Origin of the sequence: Devosia sp. UYZn731 (assembly GCF_040546795.1) — a bacterium.
In the GTDB taxonomy this organism is placed as follows: Bacteria; Pseudomonadota; Alphaproteobacteria; order Rhizobiales; family Devosiaceae; genus Devosia.
Genome location: NZ_JBEPOL010000010.1, coordinates 1 through 18,852 on the forward strand (window position 1 = coordinate 1; position 18,852 = coordinate 18,852).

Annotated in this window: 22 protein-coding genes; 7 read left to right on the top strand and 15 right to left on the bottom strand. The window is 62.8% G+C overall.

Annotated features, from left to right (window positions below; genetic code table 11):
- Window positions 1–189 precede the first annotated feature (189 nt).
- The 8 genes from ABIB57_RS21940 to coxB form a co-directional block, all read right to left on the bottom strand.
- Window positions 190–963: an SURF1 family protein gene (locus ABIB57_RS21940; protein WP_354043381.1), complete on the bottom strand. Its 774-nt coding sequence runs from the start codon at window positions 961–963 to the stop codon at window positions 190–192.
- Window positions 963–1,334, bottom strand: coding sequence for a DUF983 domain-containing protein (locus tag ABIB57_RS21945; RefSeq protein WP_354043382.1), 372 nt, complete (start codon window positions 1,332–1,334; stop codon window positions 963–965). Before ABIB57_RS21945 ends, ABIB57_RS21940 begins: the two co-directional genes overlap by 1 nt.
- Window positions 1,335–1,400: 66 nt before the next feature.
- Window positions 1,401–2,243, bottom strand: coding sequence for a cytochrome c oxidase subunit 3 (locus ABIB57_RS21950; protein WP_354043383.1), 843 nt, complete (start codon window positions 2,241–2,243; stop codon window positions 1,401–1,403).
- A 4-nt stretch (window positions 2,244–2,247) separates the two neighbouring features.
- Window positions 2,248–2,811, bottom strand: coding sequence for a cytochrome c oxidase assembly protein (locus ABIB57_RS21955; RefSeq protein ID WP_354043384.1), 564 nt, complete (start codon window positions 2,809–2,811; stop codon window positions 2,248–2,250).
- Window positions 2,811–2,993, bottom strand: a complete 183-nt coding sequence (locus tag ABIB57_RS21960) for a cytochrome c oxidase system small membrane protein (protein WP_299729457.1) — start codon at window positions 2,991–2,993, stop codon at window positions 2,811–2,813. The genes ABIB57_RS21955 and ABIB57_RS21960 overlap by 1 nt, the downstream gene beginning before the upstream one ends.
- Window positions 2,990–3,925 carry a heme o synthase gene (locus tag ABIB57_RS21965; protein WP_502914453.1) on the bottom strand — a complete coding sequence of 312 codons (936 nt, stop codon included), beginning with the start codon at window positions 3,923–3,925 and terminating at the stop codon, window positions 2,990–2,992. The genes ABIB57_RS21960 and ABIB57_RS21965 overlap by 4 nt, the downstream gene beginning before the upstream one ends.
- A 50-nt stretch (window positions 3,926–3,975) precedes the next feature.
- Window positions 3,976–5,679 carry a cytochrome c oxidase subunit I gene (gene ctaD / locus ABIB57_RS21970; protein WP_354043385.1) on the bottom strand — a complete coding sequence of 568 codons (1,704 nt, stop codon included), beginning with the start codon at window positions 5,677–5,679 and terminating at the stop codon, window positions 3,976–3,978.
- 25 nt (window positions 5,680–5,704) lie between these two features.
- Window positions 5,705–6,673, bottom strand: a complete 969-nt coding sequence (coxB, locus tag ABIB57_RS21975; protein WP_354043386.1) for a cytochrome c oxidase subunit II — start codon at window positions 6,671–6,673, stop codon at window positions 5,705–5,707.
- Between the two features lie 299 nt (window positions 6,674–6,972).
- Between coxB and ABIB57_RS21980 the strand changes: the two genes are divergently transcribed.
- Both ABIB57_RS21980 and ABIB57_RS21985 read left to right on the top strand, forming a co-directional pair.
- Window positions 6,973–7,482 carry an invasion associated locus B family protein gene (locus ABIB57_RS21980; RefSeq protein WP_354043387.1) on the top strand — a complete coding sequence of 170 codons (510 nt, stop codon included), beginning with the start codon at window positions 6,973–6,975 and terminating at the stop codon, window positions 7,480–7,482.
- Window positions 7,483–7,497: 15 nt separating this feature from the next.
- Complete coding sequence (locus ABIB57_RS21985; RefSeq protein WP_354043388.1) at window positions 7,498–7,743, top strand: PilZ domain-containing protein; 246 nt, start codon at window positions 7,498–7,500, stop codon at window positions 7,741–7,743.
- Here ABIB57_RS21985 and ABIB57_RS21990 read toward each other — a convergent pair.
- The 3 genes from ABIB57_RS21990 to ABIB57_RS22000 all read right to left on the bottom strand — a co-directional run bounded on the left by ABIB57_RS21990 (window position 7,736) and on the right by ABIB57_RS22000 (window position 9,899).
- On the bottom strand, window positions 7,736–8,389 hold the full coding sequence (locus ABIB57_RS21990; RefSeq protein WP_354043389.1) for a glutathione S-transferase family protein: 654 nt from the start codon (window positions 8,387–8,389) through the stop codon (window positions 7,736–7,738). The genes ABIB57_RS21985 and ABIB57_RS21990 overlap by 8 nt on opposite strands.
- Before the next feature lie 95 nt (window positions 8,390–8,484).
- A complete protein-coding gene (locus tag ABIB57_RS21995; protein ID WP_354043390.1) occupies window positions 8,485–9,294 on the bottom strand; it encodes a PIG-L deacetylase family protein in 810 nt (269 codons plus the stop codon).
- 344 nt (window positions 9,295–9,638) lie between these two features.
- A complete protein-coding gene (locus ABIB57_RS22000) occupies window positions 9,639–9,899 on the bottom strand; it encodes a hypothetical protein (RefSeq protein ID WP_354043391.1) in 261 nt (86 codons plus the stop codon).
- A 151-nt stretch (window positions 9,900–10,050) separates the two neighbouring features.
- Between ABIB57_RS22000 and ABIB57_RS22005 the strand changes: the two genes are divergently transcribed.
- Window positions 10,051–10,941 carry a LysR family transcriptional regulator gene (locus tag ABIB57_RS22005; RefSeq protein ID WP_354043392.1) on the top strand — a complete coding sequence of 297 codons (891 nt, stop codon included), beginning with the start codon at window positions 10,051–10,053 and terminating at the stop codon, window positions 10,939–10,941.
- Window positions 10,942–10,945: 4 nt separating this feature from the next.
- Here the strand turns inward: ABIB57_RS22005 and ABIB57_RS22010 are convergent, their stop codons facing one another.
- Window positions 10,946–11,458, bottom strand: coding sequence for a MarR family winged helix-turn-helix transcriptional regulator (locus tag ABIB57_RS22010; RefSeq protein ID WP_354043580.1), 513 nt, complete (start codon window positions 11,456–11,458; stop codon window positions 10,946–10,948).
- 227 nt (window positions 11,459–11,685) lie between these two features.
- Here ABIB57_RS22010 and ABIB57_RS22015 point away from each other — a divergent pair, with 227 nt between their 5' ends.
- Together ABIB57_RS22015 and ABIB57_RS22020 are read left to right on the top strand one after the other, a co-directional pair.
- Window positions 11,686–12,633 (top strand): ATP-binding cassette domain-containing protein, encoded by a 948-nt coding sequence (locus ABIB57_RS22015; protein WP_354043393.1) that lies wholly within the window; start codon window positions 11,686–11,688, stop codon window positions 12,631–12,633.
- 159 nt (window positions 12,634–12,792) lie between these two features.
- Entirely contained in the window at window positions 12,793–13,554 is a 762-nt protein-coding gene (locus ABIB57_RS22020) for an ABC transporter permease (protein WP_354043394.1), read from the top strand.
- Between the two features lie 144 nt (window positions 13,555–13,698).
- On the opposite strand, the gene ABIB57_RS22025 is transcribed toward ABIB57_RS22020, so the two are convergent.
- Window positions 13,699–15,069 carry a glutamate--cysteine ligase gene (locus ABIB57_RS22025; RefSeq protein WP_354043395.1) on the bottom strand — a complete coding sequence of 457 codons (1,371 nt, stop codon included), beginning with the start codon at window positions 15,067–15,069 and terminating at the stop codon, window positions 13,699–13,701.
- 72 nt (window positions 15,070–15,141) lie between these two features.
- Window positions 15,142–15,891 (bottom strand): 16S rRNA (uracil(1498)-N(3))-methyltransferase, encoded by a 750-nt coding sequence (locus tag ABIB57_RS22030; protein WP_354043396.1) that lies wholly within the window; start codon window positions 15,889–15,891, stop codon window positions 15,142–15,144.
- Between the two features lie 70 nt (window positions 15,892–15,961).
- Here ABIB57_RS22030 and ubiA point away from each other — a divergent pair, with 70 nt between their 5' ends.
- Entirely contained in the window at window positions 15,962–16,900 is a 939-nt protein-coding gene (ubiA, locus tag ABIB57_RS22035; RefSeq protein WP_354043581.1) for a 4-hydroxybenzoate octaprenyltransferase, read from the top strand.
- A 276-nt stretch (window positions 16,901–17,176) separates the two neighbouring features.
- On the opposite strand, the gene ABIB57_RS22040 is transcribed toward ubiA, so the two are convergent.
- Complete coding sequence (locus ABIB57_RS22040) at window positions 17,177–17,689, bottom strand: DUF6101 family protein (RefSeq protein WP_354043397.1); 513 nt, start codon at window positions 17,687–17,689, stop codon at window positions 17,177–17,179.
- A 321-nt stretch (window positions 17,690–18,010) separates the two neighbouring features.
- On the opposite strand from ABIB57_RS22040, the gene ABIB57_RS22045 reads away from it, so the two are divergent.
- Window positions 18,011–18,847, top strand: a complete 837-nt coding sequence (locus ABIB57_RS22045) for a 3'(2'),5'-bisphosphate nucleotidase CysQ (RefSeq protein ID WP_354043398.1) — start codon at window positions 18,011–18,013, stop codon at window positions 18,845–18,847.
- Window positions 18,848–18,852 lie beyond the last annotated feature (5 nt).

An 18,852-nucleotide genomic window follows, 5' to 3' on the forward strand; every position in this document is an offset into this window, starting at 1 on the left:
GGGGGGGGGGGGGGGGGGGTGGCCGTAGCGGGCCCCCCCCCCCCCGGGGGGGGGGGGGGGGGGGGGCGCCGGGGGGGGGGGGGGGGGGGGCCCCTTTTCTGGATGAGGCGCGTGGGGAAGGCCCCCTCACCCGTCGCTGCGCGCCGACCTCTCCCCCGAAGGGAGAGGTGAGGAAGCGATATCTCCCTCCTACTCCTTCGGCGCTCTCACCCGCCGCTGCCGCCACAACCAAAACCCCAGCATAATGGGCGTGATGATGGCGAAGCCGAACCAGGTGTAGGCGTAGCCGAGGTGGTTGTTGGGGAACTCGACAACAGTCTCGCCGCCCTGCGGCAGCACGCCGGGGGCGGCGGCGGATTGGTCGATGTAGAATGGGGCGAAGGGCGCGAGAGCCGGATCGACCATGGCGGCGAGCCGAACGGGGTCGCGCACCCATTCGACGCGAGAGGAGGTGTTGGCCTCGGGGATGAACCAGCCGGCGGCCTCTGCGGGGCGGAGCAGGCCGGTGATGGTCACGAGGCCCTGTGGCGCGCCGGGATCGTTGAGGGCGGCTTCCTGCAGGTTTTCGGGGACGAAGCCGCGGTTGACGAACACGGTGCCGCCATCCTGCAGCACGAAGGGCGTCACCACCCAATAGCCGGGACCGGAGGCCGGACCCTTGCCGTCGACGAGGCTGGTGAACACGGTGACGGCCTGGTCATTCTTGAAGGTGCCGGTCAGCGACATCGGGGAGAAGTTCAGCTTCTCGAGGTCGAGCGTGGCCCATTGCGCCTGGGGCGGCAGCGGGGCGGGCGGCAGGTTGAGGCGTTCGGCGACGGCGGCGATCAGGGCTTCCTTTTCGGCCAGCCGCTCGATCTGCCAGACGCCGAGCCAGATGAAGACCACGGTCAGGACCGCCATCAGCGCGACGAAGGTCCAGCGCAGCATCGGGCTGAGACGTTTTGCTGAAACTGCTTCGGCCATCATTGATGCCCTTCATGTGCGTCGTGGCGATATTGCAGCGCGACCAAAGTCGCCTTGAACGGCGGCAACAAGGCAACCGAGAGAATGATGGTCGCGGGAATCCACAAGATCAGGTGCATGTAGGGCGGAATGCTGACCAGCGATCCGGTGATAAGCGTCAAGAGGATGATGATCGGGCTGACGAGGAAGATCACAAACACCGCGGGGCCGTCGCCGCTATCGGCGAATTTGAGATCGAGGCCGCAGACCGAGCAGGCCGGGGCGATCTTGAGATAACCGGAAAACAGTTTGCCCTTGCCGCAACGCGGGCAGCGACAGAGCAGACCCACCAGGAACGCCGATGGCTTGGGACTGGTGTCGGGCAATGTCACATTGGTGCCTTCAAAAAATTCGGGGCGCAGCTTGTGCTGCGCCCCGAGAAAATCAATTCCGCTGGATCAGCCGCCGTGGCCGACCGCGACGCCCCAGCTGCCCCAGACATAGATCGAGGCGAACAGGAACAGCCAGACCACGTCGACGAAGTGCCAGTACCAGGCGGCGAACTCGAAGCCGAGATGCTTTTCCGGGGTGAACTGGCCGCGCTCGGCGCGGATCAGGCAGACGATCAGGAATATGGTGCCGATGATGACATGGAAGCCATGGAAGCCGGTCGCCATGAAAAAGGTGGCGCCATACATGTTGCCGGCGAACGAGAACGCCGCCTCGCGATATTCGGTGAACTGCACGAAGGAGAACAGCAGGCCGAGAGCGATGGTGAGCACCAGACCCCAGCGCAGGCCCTTGCGGTCACCGGCGAGCAGGGCGTGGTGCGCCCAGGTGACGGTGGTGCCCGAAGTCAGCAGGATCAGCGTGTTGAACAGCGGCAGGTGGAAGGGGTCGAACAGCTCGATGCCGGTCGGCGGCCACTGCGAGCCGGTGGCGGCAACGCGGGCATATTGCTCGACATCGCTGTGGCGGAAAAAGCCATCGAAATAGGCCCAGAACCAGCCTACGAAGAACATCACTTCCGAGGCGATGAACAGCATCATGCCGTAGCGGTGATGCATCTGCACCACGGGCGTGTGCGCCTTGGTCTGGGTGGATTCCTTGATGACGTCGCTCCACCAGGCGTAGAAGGTGTAGAGCACGCCGGCCAGGCCGATGAAGAACACATAGGGTGTCCAGTGGTGCATCCAGAACACGCCGCCCATCGCCATGATGAGCGTCGCGACCGAGCCGACAAACGGCCACGGGCTCGGCTCTACCATGTGATAGTCGTGATTTACCTCAATCGCGGCCATTTGTTCAGCTTCCCTTTTTGACTGGGTAGAATGTGTAGGAGAGCGTCAGCTCTTTGAGCGTGTCGAGTTCCGCGTTCTTATCCAGATCGGGATCGACGAAAAAGACGATCGGCATCTGCACGGTTTCACCGGGCTGCAGCGTCTGCTCGGTAAAGCAGAAACATTCGATCTTGTTGAAGTAGTAGCCGGCGCGTTCGGGCGAGACGTTGAAAATCGCCTGGCCGGTGACCGCGTGGTCGGAATTGTTGGTGGCCACGAAATTGACGGTATCGACCTTGCCGATATCGTCGGTGATCGGCTTGGAGGGGGTGACCGTCCAGTTCAGCCCGCCATCGACATTGCTGTCGAAGCGCACGGTCATCGGCCGGGCGATGACGCCCTTCGGATTATCCGTGGCGTTCTGGGTCGTGCCGCCATAACCGGTGGCTTCGCAGAACATCTGGTAGAGGGGGACAGCCGCATAGGCGACGCCCACCATCGCGCCAACGACAGCCAGGCAGATGAAGCCGACGCGCTGGTTGCGGCGCATCTGCGGGGTCACCGGCGGAAGGGTCGTCGTTGTGGCCATCAGATTGCCCGGTCGAACACGGCCGGGCCCATCTTGATGATGGTCAGCACGTAAAAGGTGATGGCGAATAGGGCCAAAGCTGCGCCCAGCGCCAGCGACCGGCGACGGCGCACCTTGGCGCGCGCGGCCTCGATCTCGGGCGGATAAATGATGACTTCGCGAATTTCGTTTGGCGCGCTCATCCGATGACACTCCCAAAACGCGTTAGCAGATTGTCGGTCAGCAGCGCGAAAAAGACGATGAAGAGATAGCTCAGCGAGTAGGTGAACAGCGTGCGCGCGGCCTTGCGCATGGGCACGCCATCTTCGGCCCGGAACAGCTTCCAGGCCAGCCACAGGAACATGGCGCCGGTCAGCACAGCGACCACGGTATAGACGAGGCCGGAGAAGCCCAGGATGGTTGGCACCAGAGCCGAGGCGGCCAGCAGCACGGAATAGACCAGGATCTGCAGTTTGGTGGAGGCTTCGCCCTTGACGTTGGGCATCATTGGAATGCCGGCAGCGCCGTAATCGGACTGCTTGTAGAGCGCCAGCGCCCAGAAATGGGGCGGGGTCCACAGGAAGATGATCATGAACAGCGCCACGCTCTCGATGGGAATCGTGCCGGTGACAGCGGCCCATCCAACCATGGGGGGGAAGGCGCCGGCCGCGCCACCGATAACGATGTTCTGCGGCGTCGAGCGCTTGAGCCACATCGTATAGATGACGGCGTAAAAGACGATGGTGAAGGCGAGGAGCCCCCCCGCGACCCAATTGGTGGCAAGGCTGAGCAGGGCGACGGAGAACACCGACAGCACGAGGCCGAACACCAGCGCTTCTTCGCGTGTGATGCGGCCGGCCGGGATGGGGCGATTGGCGGTGCGGCTCATGATGGCGTCGATATCGCTATCGTACCACATGTTGAGCGCGCCAGAGGCCCCTGCCCCGATGGCGATGCAGACAATGGCAATGACGGCGATCACCGGGTTGATGGCGCCGGGCGCTACCAGCAGGCCCACAATTGCGGTGAACACCACGAGCGACATGACACTCGGCTTCAGCAGCGCGAGGTAGTCCTCTACCCGCGCCTCACCCGCCGGGACGGGAATGCTGTTGGAGTTGTCGATATATGCCACGCGCCTTGCCTTTGCTGGATGGGCCGCCAGCGTGGCGGCCCATATTTTCGTCAGTGAACGTTGGTCGAGTCGATCTTGGGCAGGGTCGAGAACTGGTGGAACGGCGGAGGCGAACTCAGCGTCCATTCCAGCGTCGTCGCGCCATCGCCCCACGGGCTATCACCGGCCGGACGCTTGGCCCGGAACGCTTCCCAGGTGGCGTAGAAGAAGATCAGCATGGAGACGAACGTGATGTAGTAGCCGATCGAGGAGACGCGGTTCCACATGCCGAAGGCATCGGGGTAATCGATGTAGCGGCGCGGCATGCCGGCAAGGCCGAGGAAATGCTGCGGGAAGAACACCAGGTTCACGCCGATGAACATGCTCCAGAAGTGAATCTTGCCCAGGGTTTCCTTGTACATGTAGCCGAACATTTTCGGGAACCAGTAGTACCAGCCCGCGAAGATCGAGAACACAGCGCCCAGCGACAGCACGTAGTGGAAGTGCGCCACCACATAATAGGTGTCGTGCAGCACGCGGTCGGCGCCGGCATTGGCGAGCACCACACCCGTCACACCACCGACGGTGAACAGGAAGATGAAGCCGATGGCCCAGAGCATGGGCGTCTTGAAGGTGATGGAGCCGCCCCACATGGTGGCGATCCACGAGAAGATCTTCACGCCCGTCGGCACCGCGATGACCATGGTGGCGGCCACGAAGTAGCGCTGCACGTCGAGGCTGAGGCCAGTGGTGTACATGTGGTGAGCCCACACCACGAAGCCCACGAAGCCGATCGCCACCATGGCATAGGCCATGGCGAGGTAGCCGAACACCGGCTTGCGGCTGAAGGTGGAGATGATGTGGCTGACGATGCCGAAGCCCGGCAAGATCATGATGTACACTTCAGGATGCCCGAAGAACCAGAACAGATGCTGGAACAGCACCGGATCGCCGCCCTGATCGGACTTGAAGAAGGCCGTGCCGAAATTTCGGTCGGTCAGCAGCATGGTGATGCCGCCGGCAAGCACTGGCAGGGCCAGCAGCAGCAGGAAGGCGGTGACCAGGATGGACCACACGAAGAGCGGCATCTTGTGGATGGTCATGCCCGGGGCACGCATGTTGAAGATGGTGGTGATCAGGTTGATCGCCCCCAGAATGGAGGAGATACCCGCCACGTGCAGCGCCAGGATCGCGAAATCCATGGCCGGGCCAGGCTGGCCGGTGGTCGACAGCGGGGGATAGATGGTCCAGCCGCCGCCGGTGCCGTTCATGTTGGCGCCATCGGGGCCAGCAAAGAAGAAGGACATCAACAGCAGGATGAAAGCGGGCGGCAACAGCCAGAAGGCGATGTTGTTGATGCGCGGGAACGCGGTATCGGGCGCACCGATCATCAACGGGGCAAAGTAGTTGCCGAAGCCGCCGACCGTCGCGGGCATGACCATGAAGAAGATCATGATCAGCGCGTGGGCGGTGGTGAACACATTGTACATGTGCTTGCCGGCGTCGATCGCGGCATCGCCGTTGATGCCGTAAACCATGGCTGCGAGGCCGTGGAAAATCTGGATGCCGGGCTCCTGCAGCTCCATGCGCATGAAGCCGGAGAGCAGACCACCGACAATGCCGGCGATCACGGCGAACCACAGATACATCACGCCGATGTCTTTGTGGTTGGTCGAATAAACGTAGCGGCGCCAGCCGGTTGGGGTGTGGTGATCATGCGAAGCCGCGCCATCGTGGCCGGTTGCATGTGCTTCTAGATGAGTGGTGTCGGCCATGGCTGAAGTCCCCTAACCCTTATTCTTATTTCACTGCTGCGAGGGTGGCATTGGCGGTCGCATAGTCGCCACTGCTCTCGAACGACGCCATGAACGCCGTAAATTGTTCCTTGGTCACGACCCGCACCGCGATGGGCATGAAGGCGTGATCCTTGCCGCAAAGCTCCGAGCACTGGCCGTAGAATATGCCGGTTTCGCGAGCATTGAACCAGGTTTCATTGAGGCGGCCCGGAACGGCGTCAATCTTGATGCCGAAGGAGGGCACCGCGAAGGCGTGGATCACGCCGCTCGGATCGGCGGTTACCTGGACACGCACAGTGGTGTCGACCGGCACAACCAGCTCATTGTCCACTGCCAGGAGGCGCGGCTGGCCGGGCTTCAGCGTGGGGCGATCAACGCCGTCCTTGCTGGTCTCGTTGAGGATATTGGACGAAAAGCTCTTGGCCTGATCGACATATTCATAATCCCAGTACCACTGGTTGCCCGTCGCCTTGACGGTCAGGCCGGGCGCGGGGACATCGACATCGCCGAACGAGAAAATGTCATGACCCAGATACTTGCGCTGCCCGTCAGGCGTCGTGAGCTGGTCGGACAAAACGCCGAACGATGGGATGGCAATGACGATCAGCACGATGATCGGCAGGACGGTCCAGAGGATTTCCACCAGAGTATTGTGGGTGGTCTTGGAGGGGATCGGGTTGGCCTTGGCATTGAAGCGGATCACCACGACGATGATGAGGCCCAGAACCAGAGCCACGATCAGGCCGCACATCCACAGCAGAATGCCGTTATGGAAAGCGACGATGGAGTCCATGATCGGCGTCACTGAACGCTGGAGCGCGTACTCGCCGGGCAATGGCTGACTGCCGCTCTCTACGGGGGCGGTTTCCTGCGCCCATGCCACGACTGGCACGAACGACAGCGCGGCGGCTGCCACGGCTCCCAAACGCTTCTTGAACTGTCCGGTCACCGAAAACCCCCTATAGACTGCCATTGGTGCGCGGCGCCAGGATTGAGGGGTAAAGTGCGGCATAGCAAACGCCGCCCCGACTCAACCTCGGAGCGCTAAACTCAACTCCGAGCTAAATCACATCGAAGGAGCCAAGTCCATTCTGCCGATACGCCATTCCCATGCGTCATAATGTGCCCTCCCCTTGAAAATGGCCTCACCCTCGCCGCACTTTGCGACCCATATCGCCCGAAAATCGGGCTTAGTTGACAGGGCATGGCACCTGTCGGAAACAGGCAATAGTCCTCGCGCTTGCGCGATTCGACGGGAGAATTGATCGAGTGATGGCGATTTTGAAGCGCAAGCTGGTCCTCGCAGGGCTGACCGCAACGGTTTTGGCGCTTGCCGGGGGCGCCGCTCTCGGCCAGGGCGTGGTCCGTGCCCAGTTCGGCGACTGGCAGATGAGCTGCGATACGCCGCCCGGCGCCAGCTTTGAGCAATGCGCCATCATCCAGAATGTGATGGCCGAGGACCAGCCCAATGTGGGGCTATCGGTGATCGTGCTGAAGACCGCCGACCAGCAGGCGCGCCTGCTGCGGGTGCTGGCTCCACTGGGCGTATTGTTGCCGAACGGGCTGGGCCTCAATGTCGACGGCAAGGATATGGGCCGCGTCGCCTTCGTGCGCTGCCTGCCCAATGGCTGCGTGGCCGAGGTCGTGCTCGACGACAAGATGATCGACACGCTCTCGACCGGCAAGGACGCTATTTTCGTGGTGTTCAAGACACCCGAGGAAGGCATCGGCATTCCGGTGTCGCTCAACGGCTTCAAGGACGGTTTCGCCCAACTGCCGTGATTGCGAGGCAACTCGATGGAAGAAGACCGCCGCGCCGTCATCCGCCATCGCACGCTCAAGGGCGCGCGGATCGTCGTCAATGACGGCTTTTCCACCTATCAATGCACGGTTCGCAATCTGTCCCCCGCTGGGGCGCAGCTTCGCGTCACCAGCATTATCGGCATTCCCGATACTTTTGAGTTGCTGCTGGACGACAAGCAGACCTTTGCCTGCACCGTGATCTGGCGGCGCGAGACGGAACTCGGCGTCAGCTTTAGCTGACCGGCGATTTGCCGGTAGCGACCGCGAGTTGCGCAGCGAAGGCGCGCTGGTAGGCCGGACGCGCTTCGGCGCGGGCGGTGTAGGCGGCCAGAGTCGGAAATTCCGCCAGCAGACCCGATGGACGCACCCTGAGCAGCACGTGCACCATCATCAAATCCCCCACGGTGAAGGCGCCATCGAGCCAATCGGCATGGCCCAGGCGAGCGGCAAGCTGCTTAAGCCGATCGCGGATACGATCGTTGACGAGCGGCAGGCGCTGCGCGAACCAGGGCTTGTCGCCCTCCCCGAATTTGAGGGTTTGCAGTTCCAGGATTGGCGGCTCCACGGTGCCGACGGCGGCAAACATCCAGGTGATGGCGCGCGCCCTTCCATTGGCATCGTCGGGCAGCAGGCCCGTATGGTGCTCGGCAATATGGAGCAGGATCGAACCCGTCTCGAACAGGGCGAGATCGCCATCCTCGTAGGTGGGGATCTGCCCGAACGGCTGGAGCGCCAGATGCGCCGGCTGCTTCATCGCCGCGAACGACACCAGGCGGACATTGTAGGGCTGGCCCACCTCTTCGAGCGCCCAGCGAACGCGCATGTCGCGCGCAAGTCCCTGGCCGCGATCGGGCGAGCTTTCAAAGGCGGTAATGGTTGGGGTCATCGGAGGCTCCTGGTTGCCGTGCTTTCCCATACGACGAGCGACGCAGACTCCTTCCGACATGCGGCGTGGATTTTTGCCAAGATGCCGCGTCGTGGCTAGGGGACGGCTTTCCAGAGGCGTTCGCCATAGGCGCCGGTCGGGCCGCCGAGGCGCATATAGTCGTCGAGGACCGAGCCAACCTCGATGCCGTTCGGGAAGATGTCCGCGATCTGGGATGCATAGGCGGCTATCGCATTCAATTTGCCCGCTAGGTCGACGGGGACAATTTGCGAGCCGGCCACCTGCCACAAGGTTCTTTTGAGTGCGGCGTCGACCGTGTCGGGCGCTGCGACGGGAAACACGCCCGTCGCATATGGCATGTCTTCATAGAGGGCGACGGTCATCGTCCGGACCTTGGCCAGGCGGCGCAGGGCATTGGTGGTCTGGATGTGATCGGCGTGGCGACCGACGCCAAGCGGGGTCAAGACCAGGTCGGGGGACACCTCGGCAATCCATTGATCGAGCAGGTGGGACAGGGCCTCACCGACATCGTCGTGGTCGGGCGGCTGCGAGAAGATCGACTGCCGCGTGGGATAGAGGAAGTTGCCATCGCGATCGGTCCGGTAGAGGGCGTCGAGCAACGGGCCGTGCAGGGTGCGCCCGCCGAGGGCGCCGACGGCAGCGATATCTTCGTTGCGCCGGTGTTCGAACGGGTTCGAGCCGAGGTTCCATAATTCGTGCAGTTCGATGGCAAGGGGGGAGATGGCCATGCCGGGTGGCGTATCGGCGGTGAAGGCGGTCGCCACGATTACGTCGGCACCGTTGGCGGCGGCCTTTTCGATGAGGCCACCGACGCTCAGCACCCCGTCGTCCAGATGTGGCGAGACCACGAGAATCGTTTTGTAACTGTTCAGATCAATCTGCATTTTGGTGCCCGCCTTGTGCGCGGGCGCAACCATACAGAGGGTGTGGCTTGCCGAATATCCTCGCGGGTGGCGTGCCAAACAAAAAAGCCGGACAAGCGCGAGGCGCCCATCCGGCAAGTCATCAGGATAGGCCGGTGGCAAAACCGGCCCGGGAGATGGCACGAGCAATCCGGATGGACAATTCATGCCAACGAGGTGGCACATGGCGAAAACCATGGGCAATTTCAAGCGCGACTGAAGCGGGGGGGCACTCCAGTCCGGATGTGGTGAGCGCCGGTTTCGTCAGAAACAAGGCGGCCATCACGCTGCGACACCAGATCGCAGCGATAGCTGGTGTTATTCGCTTAGAGGCGGGCTTTGACGGCGCGGGCGGCGGTCAGCTTGCGGCCGGCCGCAGTGCCGTTCAGGCGCATCGCGTCGACCACGTCCTGGCGATCGATGCCAAGATCGCCGAGGCGGGAATGGTCCAATTCCAGCAGGGCCGCCAGCGCAGTCCGACGGGTTCGTGCGGCTTGGGCTTTGGCAACCCAGCGAGCGAACACGGCGAAGGGACTGACGGGCATGGCGGCCACGGAGGGCCGCTCGCCGGGAAGCGAGAGAGCCATGGGAATTCTCCAGAAATGTTGTTTTGCCGAAGGGAGCCGGCGGATTCAGCGCCGTCTTGGCGCCAATGCGGATCAGATAACGCTCTGGACATCCATTCGTCTAACAAATAGATTTCATTCACTCGATCAATTTCAGTGATGAGATAATCCGATGACGGCCCCCCTCGATCTGGACCAGTTGCAGAGCTTTTGCGCGATTGCCGATTGCGGCAGTTTCACCGAGGCGGCGCGGCGCGTGAACAAGACCCAGTCGGCCGTCTCGATGCAGATCAAGCGGCTCGAGGAGCGTTTGGGCCACCCGCTTTTGACGCGCGATGGGCGCAGCGTGTCGCTGACCCAGCATGGCGAGGTGCTCTATGCGCGGGCGCGCAAAATGCTGCGCACCAATGCCGAGATTATGGATCATTTCTCCGAGGGGGATCTGGCAGGGTCGATCCGGTTCGGCGTGCCGGACGACTATGCGGTGCGGCTGCTGCCGGTGATTCTGTCGAGTTTCCAGCGCACCCATCCCAAGATTGCCGTCGATGTGGCCTGCATGGCATCCGAGCAATTGCTGGAGGGCATGAAGGCCGGCAAATACGATCTGGTCGTTTTCACCCAGGGGACCGACCAGAATTTCGGCGAACTGTTCCGCACCGAAAAGATGTTCTGGGTGGCCAGCCATGGCGGACGGGCGCTTTCGAGCGAGCCCATGCCGCTGGCCAGCGGATCGCAGACCTGCATCTGGCGCACCGAGGCCGTCGAGGCGCTCAACCGCGTCGGCAAGGATTACCGCATCGCCTATACGTCATCGAACGCCACGGCGATTTCGAGCGCGGTGCTGTCGGACCTGGCCGTGGGCTTCCTGCCGGAAAGCGCGCTGCAGCCGGGCATGCGAGTCCTGGGCGAAGAACAGGGCCTGCCGCGGCTCAGCGATGCGCAGATCGCGCTGATGCGCGGCAGCCACGCCTATGGGGGGATTTACGACGTGTTGGCGAACCACATCGTGCAGTCGATGGGCAATCTCGATACGCGGGTGCCGCTGGCAGAGGCGGCGGAGTAACGCTTCAGTCCTCCAGCTTTCGGCCATTTTCCATTGCAGCGACAATGGCCTTCATCTTCACGCCCGCATCGCGCTGAAAGGCGCGGGCGTTGATCATGCGCGTTTCGGCCGACAGCGTGCCGCGCTCGACATGCTGTTCGAGCAGGAATGACAGTTCGCGATTGATCTGACCGCCCACTTCGAGGAATTCGATAATGGCGGCGAGCTGATCGGGCGTGAACCGGGCCAGCATGGCCGGGCCGATCAGCTGGAAATGGCTGAACAGCCGATCCGACAAATCCCCGGCCAGTTGGGTGATTTTGATCCAGACCTTGCGGCGATCCGTGGGATCGCGCTCGCGCACGACATAGCCGATGGCTTCGAGCCGATCGATGACAACGGTCACCGCCCCGGTGGTGAGACCACTGTCGCTGGCCAGCTGGCCTGCGGTGACCCGGCCGTGGCGCTCGATAATGTCCATGCAGCGCGCGTCGGTGCGGTTGATGCCCATGAAGCGGGCAAGGCAATCATCGAACATGTCGCTGGCGGTCTGGTTGGCACGAACAGCCTGCTGCAGACGAGCCCCCTGCGGGGTCGCCCAGACGCCGAGATCCAAATTATCGCTTGACGTTTGGTTATCTTGATTCATAAGATAATTATAGATCAAGATAGTTCTCGGCGCAAGGCTGCTGACATGTTCTGCCTTGGGCAGGACCTAGGCAATTTGTCTGAGTGCACCGACGGGGAGTTCAAATGGATACGGCGATGATCAAAGCGCGGGGCCTCACGCGGACCTATAAGGCGAAGGGCAAATCCATCGAGGCGGTGCGCGGGGTCGATCTGTCGGTGCGGGCTGGAGAGATCGTCGGCTTTCTCGGACCCAATGGGGCCGGCAAGACGACGACGCTCAAAATGCTGTGCACGCTTCTGGAGCCAACCGGCGGCACAGCAGTGGTGGCGGGACATGACCTGCGTGGTGATCCGGTCGGGGTGCGGCGGGCGATTGGCTATGTGAGCCAGGCGGGATCGACAGCGCCCGAAGCGCGGGCCGGCGAGGAAATCGTCAGTCATGCTAGGCTCTATGGCATCGACCCCAGGATCGCCGAGGCGCGGGCGCGAAAACTGTTGGCCGATCTGGATCTGGCCGATGTGTGGGATCGCGCCTGCGGCTCGCTGTCGGGCGGGCAGCGGCGGCGGCTGGATATCGTGATGGGCTTGATCCATGAGCCGAAACTGGTGTTCCTCGACGAGCCCTCGACCGGGCTCGACCCGCAAAGCCGGGCGAACCTGTGGACCCACATCCGCAAGCTGCGCGACGAGATGGGGACCACGGTGTTCATCACCACTCACTACATGGACGAGGCCGATTCGCTGAGCGATCGCATCCTCATCATCGACCAGGGCAAAATCGTCGCCGAGGGCACGCCCGCGGAGCTGAAGAAGCGGGTGTCGGGCGATACGATCACACTGACGCTGCGGCGGGCGGAAGACGCGACCGAGGCGGCCGGTGTCGCCGGTATGTTGCCGGGAGCGGACGTGCCGGTGGCCGATGGGCATATCGTACGGTTTCATGTGCCCGATGGCGGATCGGCGCTGCCGGTGGTGTTGGCGGAATTCACCAAGGCGGGGATCGAGGCGATCGGCGTGGAGGTCAATCGGCCGACGCTGGACGATGTGTTTTTGACGCTGACGGGGCGGTCGCTCAGGGAATAGTCACAACCACCGAGCAGCTCCTCCCCCTCGAGGGGGAGGATGGGTGGGGGTGTTCGGAGCCACGATGTTTGGATCGAGGCTAAACGTCCCCCCTCCCTTGATCCCTCCCCGCAAGGGGGAGGTGTCGACTGAAACTTTTCGGTTCAAAAGGACCATGTCATGACGTTCTTCTCCGATACCTGGACTGTGTTTACCCGCGCCATGCGGCTGTCGTTGCGGCAGCCGATGTGGGTAGCGATCGGCGTGCTGCAGCCGATACTGTATCTGACGCTGTTCGGGCCATTGCTGGTGCCGCTGGCCAATGCGCCGGGGTTTCCGCCGGGCGATGCCTGGACGGTGTTTGTGCCGGGGCTGCTGGTGCAACTCGGCATTTTCGGCGGCGCCTTCGTGGGCTTTGGCATTATCGCCGAGTGGCGGTCGGGGGTGATCGACCGGGAACTGGTGTCGCCGGCCAGCCGCACGGCGCTGATCACCGGCCGGGTACTGCGCGATGTGGTGGTGCTGGTGGTCCAGGCGATCATCCTGATCGTCTGCGCGCTGTTTTTCGGCCTGCGCGTCCCGGTGGGTGCGGCGGTGCTGGGCATAATCATGATCGGCCTGCTTGGCGCGGCGTTCTCGTATTTCAGCTATTCGGCGGGGCTGGCGATGAAGAGCGAGGACGCGTTTGCGCCGCTGGTCAACATGGTGTCGCTGCCGATCCTGCTGCTGTCGGGGATTCTGCTGCCGATGAGCCTGGCGCCGCAATGGCTGCAATTGCTGTCGGACGTCAATCCGTTCAAGCACATCGTCAACGCGGTACGGGCGCTGTTCCGGGGGGAAGTCGGGACGTTCGAAGTGGGGCTGGGATTGGTGCTGGCGCTGATCTTGATTGCGCTGGGGGCTTGGGCGGGGAAAAGGGTCTTTGAGTTGCAGACGAAGTGAGGCTTCTTCACCTCTCCCTCTGGGGGAGAGGTCGGCGAGTAGCGACGGGTGAGGGGGCCTTTGGCAGACACCTCACCCAGTAAAGGCCCCCTCACCCGAACCAAGGGGGTCGACCTCTCCCCCGAAGGGAGAGGTGAAGGAAGATCAGATTTCTGCGGCCTTGAAAATCTTCGTCAGATCGCCATTCCATTCGCCGCGATAGAGGTCCAGCCAGCGTTCCGCCGGCGACTTCGCCAGGCGGATGGTTTCTTCGAGCGGCGCGAGGTGGATGGTTTCGTCCTTGCCATCGGCGTTGCGGATGCCGCGGCGGACGAGGCCGGCTTCGGCGATGCCAACGGCCTGGGCAGCGATGTCGTAGAGATTGGAGCGGTCGAACGGGGTGGCGAGCCCATGTTTGGGCACTTCGCGGCGCATTTCGTCGCGCTGCTCTTCGGTCCACGGCTTGATCATCTCATAGGCGGCTTCGAGCGAAATTTCATCGTAGAGCAGGCCGACCCAGAAGGCCGAGAGCGCCGTGACGGACTTTTCGTCGCCCATGTCGGCGCCGCGCATTTCGAGGAAGGTCTTGAGCCGCACTTCGGGGAAGATGGTGCCGAGGTGATAGTTCCAGTCGCGCTTGGTGGGCTTTTCGCCCGGCAATTGCGACAGCTTGCCCTCGAGAAAATCGCGAAAACTCTCGCCGGCGACGTTGATATAGTGGCCATCGCGGAGGACGAAATACATCGGCACATCAAGCGCGTAGTCGGCATATTGCTCGAAACCGAAGCCCTCTTCGAAGGCGAAGGGCAGCATGCCGGTGCGGTCATGGTCGGTATTGAGCCAGATATGGCTGCGGTAGCTCAGATAGCCGCTGTCCTTGCCATCGACAAAGGGCGAATTGGCGAACAGGGCCGTCGCTACGGGTTGAAGCGCGAGGGAAACGCGCAGCTTCTTGACCATGTCGGCTTCACTGGAGAAGTCGAGGTTGGTCTGCACGGTGCAGGAGCGGAACATCATCGATGTGCCGAGCGTGCCGACCTTGTCCATATAGGGCGCCATGATGCCGTAGCGCGATTTGGGCATGCGCTCGATTTCGGCGACCGACCAGAGCGGCGTCACGCCGAGGCCGAGGAAATGGATATCGAGGGGCGCGGCGACTTCCTTGGCGACGCGGATGTGCTCGGCGGTTTCGTGCGCGGTGGCATGCAGGTCGGGCTGGGGCGCGCCGGAGAGTTCGAACTGGCCACCGGGCTCGAGCGAAATGCCCCCCATAGTGTCCATGTCCCAAAGGCCGATGGGATTGCCCTCGTCGAGGAAGGGTTGCCAGCCGGTGGCCGCGGACATGCCATCGAGCAGGGCGCGGATACCGTTAGGCCCCTCATAGGCGACGGGGCGCAGCGGATCGGTGTGGAATACGTGCTTTTCGTGCTCGGTGCCGATGCGCCATTCGGAGGCGGGCTTGCTGCCCTTGGACATCGCCTCGATCAGGTCGGAACGCGATTCGATGGGGGGAGAAAAGCTATCGGCGCCGGCCATAAAGTCCTCTGAGGCTGAGGGATCAGGAGTGGGCGCGAACATAGCGTCCGCCCGGATGAAAGCAATCGCCTTTTATCGCCAATCGCCGATGATTGCCTGAATGACCGCCAGGGCGGCCACCGCGGCGGTATCGGCACGCAGGATTCGTGGGCCTAAACTGACAGGGACCACAAAGGGTTGCGCGCGCAATTGGGCGCGTTCTTCGTCGGAAAAGCCGCCTTCGGGGCCAATCAGCAGGCCGATGGGATGGCCGCGCAGCGCGGCGATGGCATCCACCGGGGAGGCGGAGGTGGCGCTTTCGTCGGCCACGATAAGCTTGCGGGGGCCCTGTGTGGTGGTCCAGCCGGCGAGAAGGGCGGCGAGAGTGATCTCGGCGGCGACGACCGGGACGCTCAGCACTTCGCATTGCTCGGCCGCCTCGATGGCATTGGCGACCAGCTTTTCGTGCTTCAGGCGGCTGACCTGGGTGAATTTGGTGAGTACGGGCGCGATAGTGCCGGCGCCCATTTCGGTGGCCTTCTGGATCACATAATCCAGCCGCTCGGTCTTGAGGGGCGCAAAGCCGTACCAGAGATCGGAGACCGGCGTTTGCGTCGCCACCTGCTCGATGGTTTCGAGGGTGACGGATTTTTTGGAATCGCTAGTGAGCCGGCTGAGCCAGGCGCCGTCGCGGCCATTGAACAGCACCACTTCGTCGCCGACGGTCTTGCGCAGCACCGCCGCCAGATAGAGCGATTGCTCCTTGCCCAGGGCGATCGAGGCCCCCTGCCCCAGATCAGGCTCGATATAGAGGCGCGGGAGGGAGGCGTGGGTGCGGGGCATGGAACTCGTTGTGTTGCGCGGGGTCGACGGCGCAGTTAGGACTGAAGGCCTCAAGGGTTCAAGGCAGACGATGAGCGATACCAATATTCCGCCGCCCGGCAAAGTTGCCGATGCACACAACACCAATTGGGTGGACCGCTACGCCCCCGATTGGCTGAAGCCCTATGCGCGGCTGGCCCGCTGGGACCGGCCGATCCCGCTTTTGCTGTTGTTCTGGCCCTGCGTCTTTGGGCTGTCGCTGGCGGCGATCGCCGATCCGTTACGCGGATTCGACTGGCGCGCGGCGATCCTGATGCTGATCGGCTCGGTGCTGATGCGCGGCGCCGGCTGCACTTTCAACGATGTGGTGGACCGCGATATCGACGAACAGGTCGCCCGCACACGGTCGCGGCCGATCCCCTCCGGCCAGGTGACGAGCCGGGAGGCTTTTGCCTTCCTCGCCGCCCAGGCGATTCTTGGCCTTTTCATCCTGCTGCAGTTCAACCGCTTCACGGTGATTCTGGGCGTTGCCTCGCTCCTGTTGATTGCGATCTATCCGTTCATGAAGCGCGTCACCTGGTGGCCGCAGGCGTTTCTGGGGCTGGCATTTTCGTATGGCGCGCTGGTGGGGTGCAGTTCGCAGACCGGTGGATTGTCGCTGGCGCCGATGTTTTTGTATTTCGGCTGCATTGCCTGGACCATCGGCTACGACACGATCTATGCGCTGCAGGATATCGAGGATGATGCGCTGATCGGCGTTAAATCCACCGCCCGCCTGTTCGGCAGCCAGACAAGGCTGCTGATCGGGGTGTTTTACGGCATCGCTTATGTGCTGTGGCTGGTGGCGGCAGTGCTGGCCGGGGCCGGGCTGGTTTTTGCCGTGCTGTCGCTGGTTGCAGCGGGGCTGCTGGCCTGGCAGGTGCAGACGTTCGACAAGGATGTGCCCGGCAATGTGCTGGCCAAGTTTTTGTCGAACAATCTGGTGGGCATTGCGCTGTCCCTGGCGCTGTTGGCGGAATGGGTTTGGTAGGGCGGGGAGCACTACTCCTCACCAAGCGCGGCTTTTTCCACAACGCACCCCCAACACCGCCCTGCCCGCGGGCTTGACCCGCGGGTCTCGTGTCGTCCGCCCAAAGCATGGGGGCGGGCTGGTAGTGGCCCGCGGGTCAAGCCCGCGGGAAGGACAGAGGTGGGGAAACACCGGAACATCACCCAAACGCCAAAAGCCGGCCCCGAGGGACCGGCTTTGGTGCTTTGGAGGCAAACCCTTTAGGAGCGATGCAGCGCTCGGTCGGGGCGGGGTAAACTAGTTGGCTTCCTGGCCGGGCTTGCGGCGGTTGAGGAAGCGGGGGCGCCGGTTGGCATCGGCGGCCATCTTGCGGCGCGAAGCGGACGCGCCGAGCGCCACGCCGTCGACCTGCTGGCTATAGGGCATGTAGGCACCGTCGCCGGCCTTGATGAACAGCGGCAGGCGCAGCTTGCGGCCCCAGTTCTGCCATTCGGCGACGACGTTGTGATTGCCGATTTCTTCGAACACGCGATAATTCAGTTCGCTATCGCCATGCACCAGTTCGATCGAGGAGGTCAGTACGCCCTCTTCCGAAATGGCGGTGGCCACCGCGACGCCGATGAACTCATCGACCGGGACCTTGATCTTGATGGCAACGCCGCTCTTTTCGAGCTGCTTGCGCACCGTCACGGTCTTGACCGGTTCCTTGGGTCCATTGTCATTGGCCGCCATGAAGCGCTTGTCGATCACTGCGGGCTTGCCAAAAGCCAGGACAACCGATGCGCCTTCCATTCCTACGCCATGAACCATTTTCGTCTGCCTTCCTGTCAACTTCGAGAGCTTGTCGGCGCTCTCTTTCGTGGGGTCACCATAGCGCGTCCCCTTACCTGCCCCCTTAATCGGTTCGGTTAAGTTTATGTTGTTTTCCGAGAGGGTTAGCAGGGTATAACCAGGTGTAGGAAGCAATTAACCGGGTCTTTTGCGGGGGCATTAACCAGCAAATTTTCGCCACGTTGAAGCTATCGTGCGCTATCTGTTTGAAGATACTGGACGCGGGCCAAACAGGGTGTTGATCGCCACGGTGCAGGCCGGCCTTGTCCAAAGCCCGGCCACCGCCTAAAAGCCACGGCGATGACCAAGCCGCCCACATCCGCAAAAGAAGATCTTGAACTGCTCCGCTCCTGCGCGGTGGCGGCCGGGATCATCGCCAGCAGCTATTTTCGGCGCGAACTCAAGACCTGGACCAAGGAAAACGCCTCGCCAGTGAGCGAAGCCGACATCGTGGTGGACCGCTATCTGGCTGCGGCGCTGCTTGCCGCGCGGCCCGATTATGGCTGGCTCAGCGAAGAGACTGCCGACAATCCATCGCGCCTGTCCTGCACCCGTGTGTTCGTGGTCGATCCGATCGACGGCACGCGCGGCTTCATCAATGGCGAGGATAGCTGGACGGTGTGCCTCGCCGTGGTGGAGAACGGCGTGCCGATTGCCGGGGTGGTGTTCGCGCCAGCCCGCAATGAAATGTACGACGCGGTCAAGGGCGGCGGCGCGCGCCTCAACGCCGAGCCGCTGGTGCGGCGGCGGCGGGCCGGATCGGCGCCGCTGATTCCGGCGCCGGGCGCAGTGCATCAGGAAATGCAGGCGGCGGGCCTGGATTATGTGCGCGGGCCCGCCTATCCGTCACTGGCCTATCGGCTGGTGCAGGTGGCGACCGGCAAGATCGATGCGGCGGTCTCGCGGCGCGGCTCGCAGGATTGGGATATCGCGGCGGCAGCGCTGATCCTGGATGAAGCCGGCATCAACTTTTCCGATGTGTGCACCGGGTTCCCCGTTTTTAACAAGCGTGATGTGCGCCACGGTGCGCTTGCGGCGCTCGGCGACATGAGCCTACAACCGCTGGTGCATGCGGCGCTGATCAAGGTCTATGGTTGCCCTTCGGAAACCCCGCTATCGCAGCCTATGGCAACTTAAGGACG